The sequence below is a fragment of the Allokutzneria albata genome (genome assembly GCF_900103775.1).
In the GTDB taxonomy this organism is placed as follows: domain Bacteria; phylum Actinomycetota; class Actinomycetes; order Mycobacteriales; family Pseudonocardiaceae; genus Allokutzneria; species Allokutzneria albata.
Map to the genome: position 1 here is coordinate 7,285,970 of NZ_LT629701.1, position 14,559 is coordinate 7,300,528.

At 70.3% G+C, this 14,559-nt stretch carries 15 protein-coding genes and 1 tRNA gene; 7 read left to right on the top strand and 9 right to left on the bottom strand.

The window, feature by feature from the left end:
- Positions 1-2 precede the first annotated feature (2 nt).
- From BLT28_RS33415 to BLT28_RS33435, 5 genes are all read left to right on the top strand, one after another.
- Positions 3-665, top strand: coding sequence for a GNAT family N-acetyltransferase (locus BLT28_RS33415; RefSeq protein ID WP_030426672.1), 663 nt, complete (start codon positions 3-5; stop codon positions 663-665).
- A 117-nt stretch (positions 666-782) separates the two neighbouring features.
- Positions 783-1,874, top strand: coding sequence for a sensor histidine kinase (locus BLT28_RS33420; RefSeq protein WP_030426671.1), 1,092 nt, complete (start codon positions 783-785; stop codon positions 1,872-1,874).
- Positions 1,871-2,524, top strand: a complete 654-nt coding sequence (locus BLT28_RS33425; RefSeq protein ID WP_030426670.1) for a response regulator — start codon at positions 1,871-1,873, stop codon at positions 2,522-2,524. The genes BLT28_RS33420 and BLT28_RS33425 overlap by 4 nt, the downstream gene beginning before the upstream one ends.
- Positions 2,525-2,585: 61 nt before the next feature.
- Positions 2,586-3,026: a hypothetical protein gene (locus BLT28_RS33430; protein ID WP_231950509.1), complete on the top strand. Its 441-nt coding sequence runs from the start codon at positions 2,586-2,588 to the stop codon at positions 3,024-3,026.
- A gap of 7 nt (positions 3,027-3,033) precedes the next feature.
- A complete protein-coding gene (locus BLT28_RS33435; protein ID WP_030426668.1) occupies positions 3,034-4,320 on the top strand; it encodes a DJ-1/PfpI family protein in 1,287 nt (428 codons plus the stop codon).
- A gap of 145 nt (positions 4,321-4,465) precedes the next feature.
- Here BLT28_RS33435 and BLT28_RS33440 read toward each other — a convergent pair.
- Positions 4,466-4,537: transfer RNA gene (locus BLT28_RS33440), tRNA-Arg, on the bottom strand.
- 130 nt (positions 4,538-4,667) lie between these two features.
- Between BLT28_RS33440 and BLT28_RS33445 the strand changes: the two genes are divergently transcribed.
- On the top strand, positions 4,668-5,591 hold the full coding sequence (locus BLT28_RS33445) for a cation diffusion facilitator family transporter (protein ID WP_030426667.1): 924 nt from the start codon (positions 4,668-4,670) through the stop codon (positions 5,589-5,591).
- Here the strand turns inward: BLT28_RS33445 and BLT28_RS33450 are convergent.
- From BLT28_RS33450 to BLT28_RS33470, 5 genes are all read right to left on the bottom strand, one after another.
- Positions 5,580-5,930, bottom strand: a complete 351-nt coding sequence (locus tag BLT28_RS33450; RefSeq protein WP_030426666.1) for a Pvc16 family protein — start codon at positions 5,928-5,930, stop codon at positions 5,580-5,582. The genes BLT28_RS33445 and BLT28_RS33450 overlap by 12 nt on opposite strands.
- 31 nt (positions 5,931-5,961) lie before the next feature.
- Positions 5,962-6,591 (bottom strand): response regulator transcription factor, encoded by a 630-nt coding sequence (locus tag BLT28_RS33455; RefSeq protein ID WP_407638834.1) that lies wholly within the window; start codon positions 6,589-6,591, stop codon positions 5,962-5,964.
- Between the two features lie 113 nt (positions 6,592-6,704).
- On the bottom strand, positions 6,705-7,343 hold the full coding sequence (locus tag BLT28_RS33460; protein ID WP_030426664.1) for a response regulator: 639 nt from the start codon (positions 7,341-7,343) through the stop codon (positions 6,705-6,707).
- A 2-nt stretch (positions 7,344-7,345) separates the two neighbouring features.
- Positions 7,346-9,634: a histidine kinase gene (locus BLT28_RS42275; RefSeq protein WP_156050392.1), complete on the bottom strand. Its 2,289-nt coding sequence runs from the start codon at positions 9,632-9,634 to the stop codon at positions 7,346-7,348.
- A gap of 68 nt (positions 9,635-9,702) precedes the next feature.
- Complete coding sequence (locus BLT28_RS33470; RefSeq protein WP_052406735.1) at positions 9,703-11,151, bottom strand: APC family permease; 1,449 nt, start codon at positions 11,149-11,151, stop codon at positions 9,703-9,705.
- 148 nt (positions 11,152-11,299) lie between these two features.
- Here BLT28_RS33470 and BLT28_RS33475 point away from each other — a divergent pair, with 148 nt between their 5' ends.
- Complete coding sequence (locus BLT28_RS33475; RefSeq protein ID WP_052406734.1) at positions 11,300-12,466, top strand: ROK family transcriptional regulator; 1,167 nt, start codon at positions 11,300-11,302, stop codon at positions 12,464-12,466.
- Here the strand turns inward: BLT28_RS33475 and BLT28_RS33480 are convergent, their stop codons facing one another.
- From BLT28_RS33480 to BLT28_RS33490, 3 genes are read right to left on the bottom strand one after another with little or no spacing between them, the layout of a single operon-like run.
- Complete coding sequence (locus tag BLT28_RS33480; protein WP_030426660.1) at positions 12,467-12,781, bottom strand: nucleotide pyrophosphohydrolase; 315 nt, start codon at positions 12,779-12,781, stop codon at positions 12,467-12,469.
- 56 nt (positions 12,782-12,837) lie between these two features.
- Entirely contained in the window at positions 12,838-13,584 is a 747-nt protein-coding gene (locus BLT28_RS33485) for an ABC transporter permease (RefSeq protein WP_231950510.1), read from the bottom strand.
- A gap of 12 nt (positions 13,585-13,596) precedes the next feature.
- Positions 13,597-14,505, bottom strand: a complete 909-nt coding sequence (locus BLT28_RS33490; protein WP_030426658.1) for an ABC transporter ATP-binding protein — start codon at positions 14,503-14,505, stop codon at positions 13,597-13,599.
- Positions 14,506-14,559 lie beyond the last annotated feature (54 nt).

The window sequence follows — 14,559 nt, forward strand, 5'->3', positions numbered from 1 at the left end:
GCATGCTGGTTGATCACTTCCCGTTGGTCGGGCTCCGGCTGACCACTCCGAGGCTGGAGCTGCGCCTGCCCGCGTCCGAGGAGCTGGCCGCCTTGGCCGACCTCGCCGCCGACGGCATCCACGACCCGGCGGTCATGCCCTTCGTCGCCGCTTGGACCGACCGGCCACCGGCCGAGGTCGCGCGGGGAGTCATCCAGCACCACTGGGCGCAGCTCGGCGCGATGACCCCGCGGAAGTGGGAGCTGGACCTGACCGTGTTCTGCGATGGCGTCGTGGTCGGCCAGCAGAGCATCGGTGCGCGCGAGCTGGCCATCACCGGCGAGGTGAGCACCGGCTCCTGGCTCGGGCGGCGGTTCCAGGGCCAGGGCATCGGCACCGAGATGCGCGCCGCCGTGCTGCACCTCGCTTTCGCCGGTCTCGGTGCGGCCGAGGCGGTCTCCAGCGCGTTCGAGGACAACACCGCTTCCTTGGTCGTGTCCCGCAAACTCGGCTACGAGCCCGATGGCATCATCCGCCAGGTGATCCGCGGCGCTCTCGCCGTCGAGCACCGGCAGCGCATCACCAGGGTGGCGTGGCAGCAGCACCGCACCACCCCCGTCACCATCCACGGCCTCGACCCCTGCCTGCCACTGCTCGGGGTGGAAGAATCCACTGTGGACGTCTGAGCGGGTCGTCAAGTCCCGGATTCGCGGGGCTGCTCGGCCGGGATCGAGTGCCACGAATCGGTATCCAAGTCAGCAGAGGTCGTTGACCCCGGCCGCGGCGCCCCGCACAGTGACCGCATGAACCGGGCTCTCGCCGTGCTGACCTGTGGCGCGTTCGTCACGTTGGTGCTCGGCGTGCTCGCATCCGGCGAAGCGGTTCCCGCGATCTCACTGGGAGCACTGTTCACCGTCCTCGGCACGGTCGGGTTCGTGTGGGTGCGCGCACGCGAACAGCTCGCATGGGCGGTGGCGTACGTCGTGGTTCAGCTGCCGTTGGCCTTCACGGTGTTCGCGCTGGACCCGGGTGTCGGCCCCACGCTCTTCCTCGTGGTCCTGGTGAGCCAGTGCGTGCTGATGCTTCCACGTCCCGGCACAGCGTTGGTGATCGCTCTCGTTCCCTTCGTACACGCGGGAATGCCGTGGGCGGAGGCGCTGCGCGAGGGCTTCGGTGTGCTGGCGTCGGTGCTGTTCGCCGCGGTCATTACCGAGCTCCTGCAACGGGAACAGCGGGCGCGCGGCGAACTCGCTGAGGCACACGAGCGGTTGCGCGACTATGCCGCACAGGCCGAGAAGCTGGCCACAGCCCAGGAACGCAACCGCGTGGCGCGCGACATCCACGATGGGCTCGGACATTCGCTCACGGTCATCCAGATGCAGGTCAAGGCCGCGCGAGCCGTGCTGCCGAAGGATTCCGCCAAGGCCGACGAAGTGCTCGCGAAGGCGCAGCAGCAGGCTGAGACCGCGCTGGGCGAGGTGCGGCGTTCAGTGAGCACGCTGCGCGAACCACGCTCGACGCCACCGTTGCCGGAAGCCTTGCGTGCGTTGGCGGAGGAGAACTCGGCGGCCGGTGTGCCCACGCACCTGACGATCTCCGGAGCCGAGCGACAGCTGGCGGAGGAGGTTCGCGAAGCGCTCTACCGAACCGCCCAGGAAGGGCTGACCAACGTTCGCAAGCACGCTCGCGCCACGAGTGCTGATCTGGTGCTCGACTACGCGAAAAGCTTTGTGCGCCTTGAAGTTCGCGACGACGGGATGGGTGCTGCCGAGCCGGGTGAGCCCGGTTTCGGCCTGCTGGGGGTGCAGGAGCGAGCCACGCATCTCGGCGGGCGGATGGACGTCCGGGCCGAGCCGGGGCAGGGCCGCACGCTGACCGTGGAGGTGCCGGGATGAGCCCGGTGCGAGTGCTGCTCGTGGACGACCAGGCGCTGTTCCGCGAGGCGCTGGCGACGCTGCTGGCCACCCACGACGCCATCGAGGTGGTCGGCGAGGCGGGCGACGGCGGCGAAGCGCTGCGCCTGGTCGCCGAGCTGGGGCCCGACGTCGTGCTGATGGACCTGCGCATGCCGGTGCTCGACGGTGTCGCGGCCACCCGGCGGCTGCGCGTCGAGCACCCCCACGTCCAGGTCATCGCGCTGACGACCTTCGACGACGACGAGGACGTGTTCTCCGCCCTGCGCGCGGGTGCGCTCGGCTACCTGCTCAAGGACGTCTCCTCGGCGCGGCTGGTCGAGGCGGTCCACGCGGCGGCCCGCGGCGAGTCGGTGCTCCAGCCGTCGGTCGCGGCGAAGGTCGTCGCCCGCTTCGCCCAGCTGCCCGACGCCGAGACGCCACGCCCGCAACCGCTGGTCGTGCCGCTGTCCGAGCGCGAACTGGAGGTGCTGCGCCTGCTGGCCGACGGGCACAGCAACCGCGAGATCGCCACGGCGCTCTACCTGGCCGAGGGCACGGTGAAGAACCACGTGACGAACGTGCTGGCCAAGCTCGGCGCACGGGACCGGACCCAGGCGGCCCTGCGCGCCCGCGCCCTCGGCCTGCTCTGAACCCCGGTCATGCCACGACATGACCCCCTTCCGTGACCTCCGGCACGGGGCAAGGAGGCAGGTGGAGAAGACGCTTGTCCGCGACAGTCAAGCCGCCGAACCGGAGGTCGCGATGACAACGACGGAGACACCCCGCCCCACCCTTGCCAAGCTCGCGCGCTTCGCCGGGCACTACGTGGAAATGATCGCCGCCATGATCGTCGGCATGGTGCTGCTCGGGCCGGTCTGGCCCGCCGAGTGGACGGCACGCGCGGACGTGCACGCGATCGTGATGGCCACCAACATGACGGTGACGATGGCGCTGTGGATGCGCGTCCGCGGCCACTCCTGGCCCCGGACCGCCGAGATGTCCGCCGTGATGTACGTGCCGTTCGTCGCGATGCTGGTGCCGCACTGGCTGGGCGTGCTCTCCGGCTCAGCCCTCATGGTCGTGGGGCACGTGATCATGTTCCCGCTGATGCTGGCCGCCATGCTGTGGCGCCGCGCCGACTACTGGCACTGAGGCCGTCATGCGCACCTTCCTCCGCGCCCTCGCCGCGTTGATCGCCGTGCTGCTGGTCCCCGGGGTGTCCGCTGCTGTCTCGGTCACCTCGACGTTCGGCGCCTTCCACGCTCCCGGACCAGAGCGCGCGGTTCCCGCCGCCGCGCCGATCCAGCACGATCCGGCCAAGCCGACCGCAGTCGTCCTCGTGGGCGAGCTGGGCGCCGTCATCTCGGATGTCCTCGTCCCCTATGAGATTCTCGCTTCCACTGGCCGCTTCAACGTCTACACCGTCGCCGCGCGGCGCGTGCTCCTGCCGTTGACCGGCGGCCTCGACCTCGTTCCCGACCTCACCTTCGACGATCCGCTCGCGCGAACGCCGGATCTGGTGGTGGTTCCCGCGCTGCCGGATGTCGGTCAGCCCAGCACTGCGCCCATCACCGACTGGTTGCGCGTGCAGTCCGCTCGCGGCGCGCAGATGCTCACCGTCTGCAACGGAGCGGGCGTGCTCGCCTCCGCCGGTCTGCTCGACGGCAGGCGCGCCACCGCGCACTGGTTGCGGCTCAACAGGTTCGAAGCGAACTACCCGAAGGTCAACTGGGTTCGCGGTGCGCGCTACGTCGACGACGGGACCTTGGTCAGCACGGGAGGCATCCTGTCCAGCGTCGACGGCACACTGCACATGATCGAGCGGCTGGCCGGTCCCGCCGTCGCCGCCAATGCCGCCGCGGCCGTGCGGTGGCGGCACTACCGCGCCGGCCCACCCGTGTCGAGCGGGCTCGCCTTGCCAGATGTCGTGGCGATCTTCAACGGCGGCTACCGCTGGAGCCCGTCGACGGTCGGCGTGCTGCTGACCAACGGTGTCGGCGAAATCGAGCTGGCGTCCGTGTTCGAACCGCACAGCCAGTCGCTGGCCGCGCGAACTCTGGCGTTGAGCACCGACGGCGGACCGGTCCGCTCGCGCCACGGGCTGACCTTCGTGCCACGCGGCGATGTGGCTGGCGCCGCGCCCCGACTCGATCGTCTGCTCGTTCCCGGCTCCGCCCGCATCGCTCCGGTTCCTGGCGCGCCGGCACCCGAGTACGTGCACGACGGCGGCTTCGCCTTCGACGCCACACTGCGCGACCTGGCCCGGAACATCGACGTGGCAACCGCCCGCTGGACCGCGAAGGTGCTCGAACTGCCCACCAACGGCCTGGTTCTCGAAGGCCCTGCCTGGCCCTGGGGCCCGACCTTGCTCCCCTTCGCGCTCATCCTGCTCGGCGTGGCTGTCGTCGCCGTCGTCCGGAAGCGACCTTTCCTGGCGAAACGGTGAGACATCCACTCGGGGCTGGAAGGGAAGGGATGGTCTGATCGGTGCCCGGCGGGATTCGAACCTGCGCTGCCGCCTGTGCATGCAGCGCTGTGCTCTGTCCTTGAGCAGCAAAAAGGCGCCGACCATAGTCGGCGCCTCGATCGCGTGCCCCCGGCAGGATTCGAACCTGCGCTCCCGCCTCCGGAGGGCGGTGCTCTATCCCCTGAGCTACGGGGGCCCATCGCGCTTGCGACTGCTGAAGCTTAGCGCATGCGTCGACCGGGTTCGCGCGGGCACCCTCGGTGTGCGCCAAGGCACGATTGCTCATATGCGCATCTCGCTATATGTTCGGGGTGAGAGGAGGTCCCATGGGACACGGACATGGGCACGGCATCGCGGCGAACAACCCCGAGAGCGCGTCGGCCAAGCATCTGAACCGGCTCTACGCCGCGGTGGGGCTGGGGGCGTTCACGCTGGTCATGCAGGTCGTGGTGGGGCTGAGCACGTCCTCGCTCGCCCTGCTGTCGGATTCCGCGCACGTGTTCACCGACGTCCTGGGGATCACCCTGGCCGTGGTCGCGATCCTGGTCGCCCGCAAGGCCCGCGACAGCAAGGGGCGGACGTTCGGCATGTACCGGGCCGAGGTCCTGGCCGCGCTGGCCAACACCCTGCTGCTGTTCGGCGTCGCGATCGGGGTGCTGGTCGAGGCGATCGACCGCCTGGGCACGCCGCCGGAGGTCCCGGGGCTGCCGGTCACGATCGTCGCGCTGATCGGCCTCGCCGCGAACGTGATCGCGTTCTTCCTGCTCCGGTCGGGGGCCAAGGAGAGCATCAACGTCCGCGGCGCCTACCTCGAAGTGATGGCCGACATGATCGGCTCGGTCGGGGTGCTGGTCAGCGGTCTCGTGACGATGTTCTTCGGCTGGCGCTACGCGGACCCGCTGATCGGTGTCGCGATCGGCCTGTTCGTGCTGCCGCGGGCGTACGTGCTGGGCCGCGGCGCTCTGCGCATCCTCTTCCAGCACGCGCCGGAGCGGGTGGACGTGGCCTCGGTGCAGGCGGACCTGCTGACCCTGAAGGGCGTGATCGAGGTGCACGACCTGCACGTGTGGACGCTGACCTCCGGGATGGAGGTCGCGTCGGCCCACCTGATCACCGAGGCGGGTATGGAGCACACCGAGGTTCTGCTTGCGGCACAACGGCTGCTGGCCGAGAACTACCACATCGAGCACGCCACGTTGCAGGTCGAGCCGGCCGACTGCGCCACCCCGTGCCGCGAACTAGCCTGGTGAGCTGACCGCGAGCACGAAGGCGGCCCGCGCTGGCATGCCGAGCGCGCTCCACAGCTGGCCCCCGCCCGGATCGGCCAGCCGCACCGCGTCCACCGCGGTCAGGATGCTCAGCGCGCGGTCGAGCAGCTCGTGCTCCCGCTCGATGTCCTCCGCCCGCGCCGTCACCAGGTACCGGAGCTCGGCGTCCGCGCGGATCTCGAACAGGAACAGGTGCACGGTCGGCCTGGGACGGGGCTCGGCCAGCCAGCTCGGGGTCGGCGGGTCGAAACGGACGAGGGTTCCGCGCGGCAGGTTCTCCCGCAGCGCCGCGCGGAGCGCCTCGTCCACTTCCACGATCACCCGGGTACCCCGGACCCGGGCCGGCCGGGAGTCAAATCAGTCCCTCCCGCAAGGCGAACGCCACCGCGTGCGGGCGGTTGCGCAGCTGGAAGCGGCTGATGATGTCGTGCAGGATGCTCTTCACCGTCCGCTGCGAGTAGTTCAGCCGCTCGGAGATCTCCCGCGTGTCCAGCCCGTCGGCCACCATGCGCAGGACCTCGGTCTCCCTCGGCGTCATCCCCGTGATCGCCCCGCCCCGCCGGGACCCCGGCCGGTGCAGCCGGGACACACGCTGGATCAGCCTGCCGAGCAGCTCCGGAGGGAGGTTGCTCTCCCCGCCCGCCGCCGCCTGCACCAGACGCAGCAACGCCTCCGGCGTCGCCTCCGCCCGTCGGAGTACCCCGCAGACCCCGATCTCGATGGCGGTCAGCAACTCGGCGTCGTCGAACTCCGAGGCCACCAGCACCAGCTTGGTGAAACCCCGGTACCTCAGTTCCCGCAGCACCTGGGAGCTGCGGGCGTCGGTGCGGTCGGTGACGACCATGGCCACCGCGTCCGGCCGCGCCTCGTCGACGCTGACGAACCGGACTTCCTGTCGTGGACCCAGCGCGGCGGCCACACCCGCGCGGGAGATGCCGTCCGTCGCGTGCAGCAGCAGCGAGAGCCGTTCGGCCATCATCAAGGTGCTCACTTCGATCCCCCTAGATCGACCCTGCCTTGGTTCGCAGCGTCTACATTGGCCGGGGGGATGTCCCGGGCACATGGGACCGGGAGTCCCGTCTTTGCCTGAAAGGGCTACAACCCGGCCTCCCGGGCGCGCATGATCGCCTGCGCCCGGTCGGCCACGTGCAGCTTGCTGAAGATGTTGGACACGTGGTTGCGCACCGTCTTCGGGCTGATCACCAGCTGCCGCGCGATCGCCGGGTTGCTCTCGCCCTGCGCGATCAGCGACAGCACCTCCCGCTCCCGCGAGGTCAGCTCCGGGAACGCCTCCACCGGCTGGGCCGGGGTGCTGCCGAAGAACCCGAGCAGCCGGGTGGCCACGGCCGGGCCGAAGATCGCCTCGCCCTGGCCGACGGCCCGGATCGCCCGGACGATCTCGTCCTCGCCCGCCCCCTTGAGCAGGTAGCCGCGGGCGCCCGCGCGCATCGCGGCGAACACCGACTGGTCGTCGTCGAACATCGTCAGCACCAGCACCCCGATGTGCGGGCTGGTGTGGGTGATCCGCCTGCTCGCCTCGACCCCGTTGAAGTCGGGCATGTTCAGGTCCATCACCACCACGTCCGGTTGCAGCGACGCGGCCAGCGACACCGCGGCCGTGCCCGTCGCGGCCTCGCCGACCACCTCGATCTCCGGAACGGTCGACAGCATCGCGCACAGCCCGTACCGGAACAGCGGATGGTCATCGACAACCAGGACGCGCATCTGCTCCATCCTCAGGATCCCCCTTCTGGCAACGGCAGGCGGGCGAGCACGCGGGTGCCGCCTCCGGCCTCGGACTCCACGGTGCAACTTCCCCCGAGCTCCACGGCGCGCTCCCGCATCGAGTGCAGTCCCACGCCGTCCCGGTACCGGGCGGGCAGCCCCACCCCGTCGTCGGCGATCTCCAGGGTGAGACCGCCGTCCAACCCGAGCCGGACCGCGCAGCGCTGCGCCTTCGAGTGCCGCGCCACGTTGGTCAGCGCCTCGCACACGATCCGGTAGGCCGCGACCTCCACGGCGGCGGGCAACGCGGGCAGCTCCTCCGGCAGGTCCATCTCCACGCTCAACGGCCCGAGCCGCCCCGCGAGGGTGTTCGCGTGCTCGCGCACCGCGGTCACCAGGCCCAGTTGGTCCAGCACCGGCGGACGCAGCTCGTTGGCGACGCGCCGGATCTCGCCGATGGCGTTCTGCAGGTCGTCTTCGAGCCTGTGCAGCATGTCCTTGGCAGCGGGCGGGTTCGTGATGAGCAGGCGCCGCGATGCCTGGAGTCCCAGTGTCGCGGCGGCGAGCGTGGGACCGACCCCGTCGTGCAGGTCGTGCAGCAGTCGCCGTCGTTCCTCTTCACGCGCTTGCACGATCTCCGCACGACTGCGCGCGAGGTCGGTGGTCAACCGCGCGGTGTGCACGATCGCTCCGGCGTGTCGCGCGATGTCGGTGAGCACAGCCCGGTCCTTGCGGTTGAAGCGTTCGCGCGGGCCTCGCGCCACCACCAGGTCACCGAGCACTTCTCCTTGGTAGCTCAAGGGAAGACGAGTCAACAGGCCCACTGGGGTACCAAAGACCGCCACTTGCTCAGAACCTTCACCGCGCCGCAGTTCGATTGCCGCGTAGGGAAGGCGCAGTGCTTGTCCCACGGTTTCCACGACGGCTTGCACGGTCTCCTTCGGCGTCTTGGTGCCTTGAAGGCGGTCGGAGAGCACGGAGACAACGCGGTACGGGTCCTGTCGCGCGCCGAAGAGACGCTGGTTGATCATGGCGTGCACGCGGTCTCGCAGTGGCAGCGTCAGCGCGGCCGCCACACCCGCGGCGATGGCCTGGTGCCACAGGCTGTTCACCCTCGGCAGGGTCGTAGAGAGGATGCTGACGATCGCCGCGTAGCCCACGCCCACGGTCGCGGACAGGAACGCGTAGGCCAACGAGCGACTGACGACGACCTCGATGTTCAGCGCGTGGTAGCGCAAAACCGCTGCTGCGAGCGCCAGTGGCGCGGGCATGAAGACGACGGGATACAGCTCCCGTGGTACTGGCTGCGTGCCCCACAGCACCTCCGGTGCTATCCACAACAGCACGTAGAGCAGCGACGCTCCGCCCAAAGTTGCAGCCAGCCATCGCAATCGCTGCTTCGCGAGGGTGTCCTCGCACGTGTGGTAGCGGTACACCAGCATCACGAACACCAGTGCCGGATAGACGAAGACCAGCAGGCGCACCGGAGCGCCGACGAGTTCCCAGCGCGTGAGCGCGGTCGTGGCCCACGGCAGCCGCACCGCGACATCACCCAGGTAGAGCAGCAGCGGGCCGAGGTAGGCGAGCGCCACCCAGAGCCTGCGCCGCCGCGAGGCCAGTGCGGTGGGGAAGGACAGCGCGAAGTGCAGGATCGAGCCCCAGAGCAGCGCGAACCCGATCTGTGCGAGGTACCAGCGCCAGAACTGCGTCCCGGCGACCAGGTCCAGCGCCTCCAGCTTGAAGTAGCCGCTGCCCGCGCTGCAGAACTGCGAGGTCATCGCGATCATCAGCGACGCGCGGGCGGCCGGGTCCCTCGGCCGGTTGGCGTAGATGAACAGCGCGACGCTGACGATGATCGAGATCAGCAGCACCATCGGCCACTGGTTGGCCAGCGCTGAGACCACCGGGTACGGCTGGAGCATGACCGGGACCGGCATCCGCTGACCGTCGCGCAGCACGACGTAGGTCAGCTGTTCACCCACCTCGGCGTCCAGCGCTCCGGGACGGGCTTGATCGGCGAGCACGCGCCCGTCGATCTCGAGGATCTGGTCCTCGTGGCGCAGCGGGCTGCCCGGGCGGACCTGCTGGACCACGACCTTGCCGCCGGTGAAGGCCAGGTCGCCGACGTTGATGACGGTGCCGTCGGACGGCGCGACGGCGCGCGACCAGAAGCAGAGCACGCTGAGCGCGAGCAGGACCAGGGAAGCGGCCGCGAGCGGTACGGTCCTGTGCGGGAACCTCGACCAGAACGTGCGGTGCTGGGGTTTCTTCTGGTCCACCCGAGCGTCTTGGTCGACCACCCGCCCAGTGTGCCGGTGGTACCCCGCCCGGTCACGGGAGCAGGTGTCCCGATCGGGGCGGGACAAAGTCACGACCTGCTCAGGAACTCCTCGCGGATCTCCTTGGGGCCGAACGGCCACGAGCCCTCACGCCGCGCCCAGACCAGGAACGCGAGCACGCCCAGACCCACCCAACCGAGGGACAGCACGAACTGGTTGATCCCGGTGCCGGGGATCTCCTGCTGTCCGGAGTGGACGTAGACGAAGCCCCAGCCGAGCAGCGCGATCAGGCACGGCACGGGGTAGAGCCACTGGCGGTAGGGCCGCGCCAGGTCCGGCTGCCGCCTGCGCAGCACGATCAGGGCGAGCACCTGGGCGATGGACTGCACGAGCACGAACACCGCGGTCAGCATGGCGATCACGGTGGCGAGGTCGAGCAGCGAGCCGACCGCGGTCACCACGCCCATCGCCAGCAGGCCGACGTGCGGGAAGTGCAGGCGCGGGTGCAGCTTGCCGAACCAGGACAGGAACACCCCGTCCTTGGCCGCGTTGTAGGGCACGCGGGAACCGCCGAGCAGTCCCGCGAAGACCGACGCGAACGCGGTCACCACCACGAGCGCGGTGAGGACCTGCGCGGCGGTGGCACCCCAGTTGTGCTCGACGACGGTGGAGGCGATCGGGCCGGGCTTGGCCGCCTCCTCCCACGGCAGCACGCCGAGGATGCCGACCTGGAGCACGAAGTACAGCGACATGATCCCCAGGATCGACAGCACGATCGAGCGCGGGATCGTCCGGCCCGGGTCGCGGATCTCCGCCCCCAGGTAGGCACTGGTGTTGTAGCCGAGGTAGTCGTAGACGGCGATCATCAGGCCCGCCCCCAGGCCGAGCCAGAAGGAACCGCCGTCCAGGGAGAACGCGCCCGGGGTGAAGGCGAACGCCAGGTCCGCGTGCCAGTTCGTGTACGCCGCGACGATCACCGCCACCACCGACACCAGCATCACGCCGAACAGCACCGTGGTGAGCCGGGTGATCTCGCCGATCCTGCGGTAGAGCAGCAGCACGACCAGTGCCACCACGCCGATGCCGACCGCGTGCCCGGCGAAGGTGGTCGCCCCCTCCGCGTCCACCAGACCCGGGACCAGGTACCCCAAATACGTGACGAGCCCGATCACCCCGGTCGACATGATCAGCGGGATGAACAGCATCGCGGTCCAGGTGAACAGGAACGGCATCAGCCTTCCGGTCCGGTACTGGAACGCCTCGCGCAGGTAGAGGTAGGTGCCACCGGCGCCGGGCATCGCGGCGCCCAGTTCGGCCCAGACCAGCCCGTCGGCCAGGACGATGATCGCGCCGATCAGCCAGCCGAACATGGCCTGCGGCCCGTTCATCGCCGCGATCATGCCGGGGATCGTGATGAACGGGCCGATCCCGCACATCTGGGTCATGTTGATCCCGGTGGCCTGGAGGAGACCGATCCGCCGCTCGAAGCCGCCGTCCGCCGAAGGTGACTCGGACGCTGGTGGGGAGACACCTGCCACGACGAACCTCCTGGGCCGATTTGGAAGACTTCTTAACATATGCTGGGAGGGAAGGGAATCCTCCGCTCGTGCAGCGCGCTGAATAGACTCCGTGGTCCTCGGACGAAGGCAGGTCGCCTTGACCCCACCCCTCGGCACCCCGTCGAGCATGCGAACGCTCAACCAGCGCGCCGTGCTGGAGCGGCTGCGGCACACCGGCCCGGCCACCCGGCCCCAGATCGCCAAGGACACCGGGCTGTCCAAGCCCACCGTCGGCCAGGCCCTGCTCGGGCTCGAAGAGGCGGGACTGGTCCGCGCCACCGGTCGCACCTCGGCCGGACCGGGCCGCTCCGCCGTGGTCTACGAGGCCGACCCGACCGCCGGGCACGTGCTCGCGGTCGACATCGGCCGGGAGCGCATCCGGTTGAGCGTGGTCGACCTCAGCGGCACGCTGATCGCCAACCGGGACGAGCGCAACCGGTGCCGGTCCGCCAGTTCCCTGGTGCGCGCGGTGCGCAAGCTGGCCGAGGAGCTGCTGGAGAGCGCGGGCCGCACGCTGGACGACGTGGTCGTCAAGGTGGTCGGCAGCCCAGGAGTGCCCGACCGCGGCAACCGGGCCCTCCAGCACGCGCCGAACCTGCCCGGCTGGGGACGCAGGGGACTGCTCGACGAGCTGGAGGCGGAACTCGGCGCCGGGCTGATGGTGGAGAACGACGCCAACCTCGCCGCCCTGGGAGAACGGGAGTCGGGCGCGGCGCGCGGCGCGAACTCCTTCGTGCTGATCACCGTGGGCACCGGCCTCGGCATGGGCATCGTGGTGGACGGCAAGCTCTTCCGCGGCGCGAACGGCGCGGCGGGGGAGATCGGCTACCTGCCCTACGGACGCTTCGACGAGGCGATGTTGCTCTCCGGCGAGCTCTCCCCGCCGCCGGGCGGCATGCTCGAACGCGTCTCCGCCGCGCGCTCGGTCGTCGAACTCGCCGCGGCCTTCGGGGTCGAGGAGCCCGAGAGCGCCCGCGAGGTCTTCGACGCGGCCCGCGCGGGCGACGGTCAGGCGCTGCGCGCCGTCGAGCTGATCGCCGTGCGGCTGGCCTACGGCGTCGCGTCGGTGGCCGCCGTGATCGACCCCGAACTGGTGGTGCTCGGCGGCGGGGTCGGCCGCAACGGCGATCTGCTGCTCGAACCGCTGCACCGCGCGCTGCGCGGGTTCACCCCGCTCTCGCCGCGCATCGTCGAAGGAGAACTCGGCGAGGACGCGGTGCTCTCCGGGGCCATCGCGGTCGGGCTGGCGGAGGCGCAGCGGCTGGTGTTCGACCGCCACTTCGGCGGGAACTGATCAGACCGGGAAGCGCACTTCGTTGCGGTCCATCTTCGCGTGCGCCGCGGCGAGCAGGTCGATCCCGCTCGCGTCCGCCAGTTGCATCAGGTAGAGGAAGACGTCGGCGGCTTCGTCGGCCAGCCGCTGCTTCAGCTCGCCGTCAGCCAGGCCCTCGGCGATCTCGGCGTCGCTGAGCCACTGCAGCTCGGCGAGGACCTCACCGGCCTCGCCCGCCAGTGCCATCGCGAGGTTCTTCGGCGTGTGGAACGGTTCCCACTTCCTGGCGGCGGCGAAGGCGCGCAAACGCGCGGAAAGAGCGGCGAGCTCGGACATGGCTGTCACGGTAGACAGCCGCCGAACCCGCCGCTCCGGCCGGTTCCCGTTCCCCGCTACTCCCAGCGGAACCAGCGGGCCGCCGCCAGCCCGGCCAGCGCGGTGAAACCCAGCATCACCAGCAGGTGCAGCGGCTGCGGCCACGCGCCGGCCCACGCGGCCTTGATCGCCTGGCTGCCCGCGCCGAGCGGGCTGAACGAGGCGATGGTGCGCAGGAACTCCGGCATCACCGGACCGGGCGTCCACAGCCCGGCGAGGAAGGCCACCGGGAAGAACAGCAGGGAGCCGATCCCGGAGGCCAGGCGGCCGGTCCTGGCCAGCGCGGCGATGAGCAGGCCGACGGCGAACACCGCGGTCGTCGCGAGTACGACGGCGATCAGGAAACCGGGCACGTTCGCGGGCAACGGCAGGTCGAACGCGGTCGCGCCGATCACCAGCAGCAGGGCGATCGAGACCAGAGCCATCAACAGGTGCGACACCACCTGCGCGGTCAGCAGGAACCCCGGTCTGACCGGCGTGGTGGCCAGCCGCCGCAGGACCCCCTTCTCCCGGTAGGAGGCCAGGATCGTCGGCAGCGAGCTCAGCGCCAGCATCGCCAGCGACGTCGCGATCAGCGCGGGGGCGTACACGTCGATGAAGCGTTCCCCGCCGAAGTCCGGGTTGGGCGCGGCGAAGGACGGGATCGATCCGAAGATCACCAGCAGCAGGGGCGGCAACGCGATGCCGAAGAAGACGGTCATCGGCTCCCGCAGGAAGAGGCGGAGCTCGACCGAGGTGATGCGGGCCAGGCGGTTCATCGTCATCTCTCCCGTTTCTCAGCCGGCCAGCTGGCGGCCGGTCAGCGCCAGGAAGGCGTCGTCAAGGGTGGTGTGCTCGGTGCGCATGTCCGCAGCGGTGATCCCGGCCGTTCCCAGCGCGGCGGAGACCTGGGCGAGCAGGTCCCCTGTTCCTGTGACCTGCACCTGCGGACCCGTCCTGCGCACCCCGGTCACGCAGGGGAGCGCGGTCAGCACTGCGGGGTCGAAAGGCCCGGAGACCCGGAAGCGCAGCCGCGTGCCGCTGTCCACCCGCGCGATCAGCCCGGTCGGGCTGTCGGTGGCGACCACGCGCCCCGCGTCGATCAGCGAGAGCCGGTCGCAGAGGTACTCGGCCTCTTCCATGAAGTGCGTGACCAGCAGGACGGTGACGCCGCGGTCCCGAACCCGCTGGATGACCTCCCAGGTGTCCCGGCGGGCCTGCGGGTCGAGCCCGGTGGTGAGTTCGTCGAGCACCGCGACCTCCGGGTTGCCGACCAGCGCGAGCGCGATGGACAACCGCTGCTTCTGCCCGCCGGAGAGCTTGCGGAAGGCGGTGTCGGCCTTGTCCGCGATGCCCAGCTGCTCGACGAGCTCCCGCCAGTCGGCGGGGTCGGGGTAGAAGGAGCTGTAGAGCTCCAGGGCTTCGCGCACCCGCATCCGCTCCGGCAGCTCGCTCTGCTGCAGCTGCACGCCGACCCGGCTGCGGACCCCGTCGCGGTCCCGGACCGGGTCCATGCCGAGCACCGAGATCGTGCCGCCGTCGGGCTTGCGCAGCCCGATCACCGACTCCACGGTGGTGGTCTTGCCGGCCCCGTTCGGGCCGAGGATGCCGAAGATCTCGCCACGCTCGACGCTGAACGACACGTCGTGGACGGCGACCTTGCCGGGGTAGCGCTTGTGCAGGTTGGTGACCTCGATGACCGGCATTTCGCCCGCCTTTCCGACTGTGTTGCGGTGACGGGGAAAACGCTATGGACGGCC

Bases quoted from the DNA above. Each gene is read 5' to 3' on its own strand.
- BLT28_RS33415 (WP_030426672.1), top strand. From the start codon at position 3: ATGCTGGTTGATCACTTCCCGTTGGTCGGGCTCCGGCTGACCACTCCG.
- BLT28_RS33420 (WP_030426671.1), top strand. From the start codon at position 783: ATGAACCGGGCTCTCGCCGTGCTGACCTGTGGCGCGTTCGTCACGTTG.
- BLT28_RS33425 (WP_030426670.1), top strand. From the start codon at position 1,871: ATGAGCCCGGTGCGAGTGCTGCTCGTGGACGACCAGGCGCTGTTCCGC.
- BLT28_RS33435 (WP_030426668.1), top strand. From the start codon at position 3,034: ATGCGCACCTTCCTCCGCGCCCTCGCCGCGTTGATCGCCGTGCTGCTG.
- BLT28_RS33445 (WP_030426667.1), top strand. From the start codon at position 4,668: ATGGGACACGGACATGGGCACGGCATCGCGGCGAACAACCCCGAGAGC.
- BLT28_RS33460 (WP_030426664.1), bottom strand. From the start codon at position 7,343: ATGGAGCAGATGCGCGTCCTGGTTGTCGATGACCATCCGCTGTTCCGG.
- BLT28_RS33475 (WP_052406734.1), top strand. From the start codon at position 11,300: ATGCGAACGCTCAACCAGCGCGCCGTGCTGGAGCGGCTGCGGCACACC.
- BLT28_RS33480 (WP_030426660.1), bottom strand. From the start codon at position 12,781: ATGTCCGAGCTCGCCGCTCTTTCCGCGCGTTTGCGCGCCTTCGCCGCC.
- BLT28_RS33485 (WP_231950510.1), bottom strand. From the start codon at position 13,584: ATGACGATGAACCGCCTGGCCCGCATCACCTCGGTCGAGCTCCGCCTC.
- BLT28_RS33490 (WP_030426658.1), bottom strand. From the start codon at position 14,505: ATGCCGGTCATCGAGGTCACCAACCTGCACAAGCGCTACCCCGGCAAG.